Here is a 3,179-nt window from a genome sequence, read left to right as displayed (position 1 = left end):
TTTTAGACACAATACGACTAGTGCAGTATCGTCATTTAATACGACTTTTTACACCATGCCAACAAAAAAATCAATATATTGTATTTTTTTTATTTTTTTACCTAAATATGGTGTTTTAAAAGATGTCCTTTATTTTCCTTCAACACAACATTTATGTTGTATTGAAACATTTTAGATGTTATATTATTATAATGAATAGTCAAGAATTGAAAAGATATCTTATAAAGCATGGTTGCAGTTTTACTTCAGGGAAGGGAGGGCATTTGCTTGTAAAATGTGGTTCTAAAAAGTCCGTTTTACCTATGCATGGTACGCGAAAAGAATTAGGAATAGGATTAGTCCAGAAGATTCTTAAAGATCTTGACCTACAATAAGCCTGAATATGGAGGTGTAAATGAAATATGCAATCAAATTTATCAAAGATGACAATGATACTCTTCTAGTCGTCTCTAAAGACTTTCAGGAATTTGTTACCTATGGTAACGATGAAAAAGAAGCTTTGGAACAGGCTAAAAATGCACTTTTAACAGTCATTATGGGGCGTTTTCAAGATCGTGAACCTATTCCCTTTGGACATCGTGATATTGCCTATCCTTTTGTTGAAGTATCTTCATTGGTGACTTTAAAAATTGCAATACATAACGCTATGATTGAAAAAAACTTACGCAAAGCTGATCTCGTACGTCTTTTAAAACTTCATCCAATACAAATTGACCGATTGTTGGATTTAAACCACGCAACCAAATTAGATGCCTTAGAATCTACTCTCATTGCTCTTGGAAAAGAGGTTGCCATTAATATCCAAGACGCCGCTTGAAAACTACCGGTTTTGCGTAAAATGTTTATAAAGCGCATTAAGAGCAATGCGCAATGAAAGCACAAGGTGTGGTAGTGATTGATCTTCTATGACAAGATACTGTAATGCGGCATGAAGGTTATATTGACGGTGTAAACACTGCGCTTCTTGAACAACACCTTTTACAGCTACAAGATGTTCTGTTGTTATCTGTACCCATTTCTCTCTTGCTCCGTTATCAGAAGTTGTAGGCATTTCATCATAAATAGCGCTAGGCAAGGCTTTTGCACATAGATAATTGTTTCTCACTTCAAGATATTTTTGCGCAGCATCATATTGGTCTTGATTGATTTCGCCTTGCAAATAAAGCCGCCCAATATAGGTACCGGAAAGCGGATTTTTAGCCTCTTCAATCGTCAAACCAAAGCGTTTAGCACGCATTTCAATTGCCAATTTATCCATGGGTTCATGCGGTGTTTTTGCTCGTGAGATGCGTCCATTTGGTTCTCTGATACACCCTTTAATCCGAGGACGACCACGTTTTGTACGTTTTTTTCTTTTAGCCATATTTTTTCAATCAGAATGGGACGCTATCGTTAAGAGCTGTTCTATAATCTTGAGCACCTGAAGCGATAGCATAATTTTGAGAAGTAATGGGTGAAGGGGTAGGGGATGCTGATTGCTCTTTCTTCGCATCAAGCAAATACAACTCGCCTTTGAATTGTGGTAAAACAATCTCTGTTGTGTAACGGTCATGCCCATTTTTATCTTGCCATTTGCGCGTTTGTAATTTTCCTTCTACGTAAACTTTTGAACCTTTGTTTAGATACTGAAGTGCAATTTTTGCTAAATGTGGATTAAAAATCACAACTGAATGCCATTCTGTTTTCTCTACTTTTTGATTGGTTTTTTTATCTGTATAGCTCTCAGAAGTCGCTATACTAAAATTGACTATTTCTGCTCCAGAATTCATTGTTTTGCTTTCGGGATTAGCACCAAGGCGCCCGATTAACGTCACTTTATTTAGCATATTTTAGTTACCTTAAATTTGTATTTAAATATGTAAAAAAATCTTAGCATAATTTTATTATTTTTTCAATTATTTCAATGATATATTATTAATTATTAACATATAAAATTATGTTTAATATGCTCTTTGATAAATAATCAATTGACATAAATGCATGGTGTATAGTATCAAGAGGGTATATATGGCAATCGTTAGTTTTAAGCATAAAGGGTTGAAATTATTCTTTGAAAGAGGAGTCTGCAAAGGCATACAACCCGCGCATGCTAAAAAATTAGCAAACATTTTAGTAATTTTAGATACAATATCCGCGCCTGAACAAGTTACTCTTAAATCGTATCGTCTACATGCGCTTACGGGCGATTTAAAAGGTTACTGGTCAATGCGTGTCAATGGAAATTGGCGTGTTACCTTTCGTTTCATTGGGACAGACGTTGAACTGGTTGATTATCAAGATTACCATTGAGTTTTGAGGTGTTATTATGATGTACAATCCTCCACACCCTGGCGGCATTTTGAAAGAAGAATTGCTTGATGAATTAGGGTTAACAGTAACAGAAGCTGCAAATCGTCTTGGCGTTGCACGTTTAACTTTATCCCGCGTCTTAAACTGCCATGCGGCGATTAGTATTAACTTAGCTTTACGGTTAGAAAAAGCGGGTTTAAATGATGCGGAATTCTGGCTTAAATTGCAACAAAAGCATGATTTGTGGCAAGCTCGGCATAACAGCCCAATCCCACATATTTCACCTCTAGAGCAAGTAGGGCATTTTTAGAAAGACTTAGCCCATCTTTCTTCACACCTAGAGGTCATGTTCTTTAAAATCAAGCAGCCCACGATAGTTTTTTATCTCCTTGTTGATCTCATCTATGAACGTTGAGAAGAAACAACGTAATCTGAACAGTTTTATAAAATCGGAAATTTTACTATAGCTTTTTAACTGAGCACTGTAGTGTGTAAATAGATATGTTTATTAAACTGCGTGTATGTAACATAAGAAACAATACACAAACTAAAAAAGAATACCAAAGAGCAATATCTGAGTACCAAAGTACAGTATCCAATGGAAAAGAAAGCTTGTACTTCACGTACTTAGAGATGACAGGTAAAAAAACAGTTTCTTTATAACTATTTGGAAAAATTAAAACGATAAGCGCTAAACTTATTAGTTTTAAGAGTCTGTGCAAATACTGTTGTAAATCACGTGTTAGTTTCACCCAACCCGTTGTATCATCATCTTTATATTTTGGATTGCTCTGCAATTCAGAAGGAATATGAGAATTGCATAAAATTGCAAAAACAGTTGTGACTATTACCAAAGAAACAGATGCGAATGTCAAAATACTTTGAATAAA

At 35.1% G+C, this 3,179-nt stretch carries 7 protein-coding genes; 4 read left to right on the top strand and 3 right to left on the bottom strand.

Translation table 11 applies throughout. The features are described from left to right. Nucleotides 1-191 precede the first annotated feature (191 nt). Both ACFIQE_RS09260 and ACFIQE_RS09255 read left to right on the top strand, forming a co-directional pair. Nucleotides 192-374: a type II toxin-antitoxin system HicA family toxin gene (locus tag ACFIQE_RS09260; protein ID WP_375707600.1), complete on the top strand. Its 183-nt coding sequence runs from the start codon at nt 192-194 to the stop codon at nt 372-374. A 20-nt stretch (nt 375-394) separates the two neighbouring features. Further along, nucleotides 395-817: a type II toxin-antitoxin system HicB family antitoxin gene (locus ACFIQE_RS09255; RefSeq protein WP_375707599.1), complete on the top strand. Its 423-nt coding sequence runs from the start codon at nt 395-397 to the stop codon at nt 815-817. A 3-nt stretch (nt 818-820) separates the two neighbouring features. Here ACFIQE_RS09255 and ACFIQE_RS09250 read toward each other — a convergent pair whose 3' ends face one another. Together ACFIQE_RS09250 and ssb are read right to left on the bottom strand one after the other, a co-directional pair. Further along, the gene (locus tag ACFIQE_RS09250) at nt 821-1,363 is read right to left on the bottom strand and encodes a hypothetical protein (protein WP_375707598.1); all 543 of its coding nucleotides are present in this window, start codon (nt 1,361-1,363) and stop codon (nt 821-823) included. Nucleotides 1,364-1,373: 10 nt separating this feature from the next. Next, nucleotides 1,374-1,826 (bottom strand): single-stranded DNA-binding protein, encoded by a 453-nt coding sequence (ssb, locus tag ACFIQE_RS09245; RefSeq protein WP_375707597.1) that lies wholly within the window; start codon nt 1,824-1,826, stop codon nt 1,374-1,376. Between the two features lie 181 nt (nt 1,827-2,007). On the opposite strand from ssb, the gene ACFIQE_RS09240 reads away from it, so the two are divergent. Continuing rightward, a complete protein-coding gene (locus tag ACFIQE_RS09240; protein ID WP_252619286.1) occupies nt 2,008-2,289 on the top strand; it encodes a type II toxin-antitoxin system RelE/ParE family toxin in 282 nt (93 codons plus the stop codon). Nucleotides 2,290-2,305: 16 nt separating this feature from the next. Further along, nucleotides 2,306-2,599, top strand: a complete 294-nt coding sequence (locus tag ACFIQE_RS09235; RefSeq protein WP_375613679.1) for a HigA family addiction module antitoxin — start codon at nt 2,306-2,308, stop codon at nt 2,597-2,599. Between the two features lie 151 nt (nt 2,600-2,750). Here the strand turns inward: ACFIQE_RS09235 and ACFIQE_RS09230 are convergent. Continuing rightward, nucleotides 2,751-3,179, bottom strand: a 429-nt coding sequence (locus ACFIQE_RS09230) for a hypothetical protein (RefSeq protein WP_375707596.1), incomplete at its 5' end; no start/stop codon positions are given.

It is taken from the genome of Bartonella sp. AA1HLJMS, from assembly GCF_042197445.1.
Classification (GTDB): Bacteria; Pseudomonadota; Alphaproteobacteria; order Rhizobiales; family Rhizobiaceae; genus Bartonella.
The sequence above is the reverse complement of the archived record's forward strand: the minus strand, read 5'-3'. Positions and strand labels throughout refer to the sequence as shown.

What these genes read in the sequence shown, in the direction of transcription:
- ssb (WP_375707597.1), bottom strand. Translation starts at nt 1,826, where the DNA reads ATGCTAAATAAAGTGACGTTAATCGGGCGCCTTGGTGCTAATCCCGAA.
- ACFIQE_RS09250 (WP_375707598.1), bottom strand. Translation starts at nt 1,363, where the DNA reads ATGGCTAAAAGAAAAAAACGTACAAAACGTGGTCGTCCTCGGATTAAA.
- ACFIQE_RS09260 (WP_375707600.1), top strand. Translation starts at nt 192, where the DNA reads ATGAATAGTCAAGAATTGAAAAGATATCTTATAAAGCATGGTTGCAGT.
- ACFIQE_RS09255 (WP_375707599.1), top strand. Translation starts at nt 395, where the DNA reads ATGAAATATGCAATCAAATTTATCAAAGATGACAATGATACTCTTCTA.
- ACFIQE_RS09240 (WP_252619286.1), top strand. Translation starts at nt 2,008, where the DNA reads ATGGCAATCGTTAGTTTTAAGCATAAAGGGTTGAAATTATTCTTTGAA.
- ACFIQE_RS09235 (WP_375613679.1), top strand. Translation starts at nt 2,306, where the DNA reads ATGATGTACAATCCTCCACACCCTGGCGGCATTTTGAAAGAAGAATTG.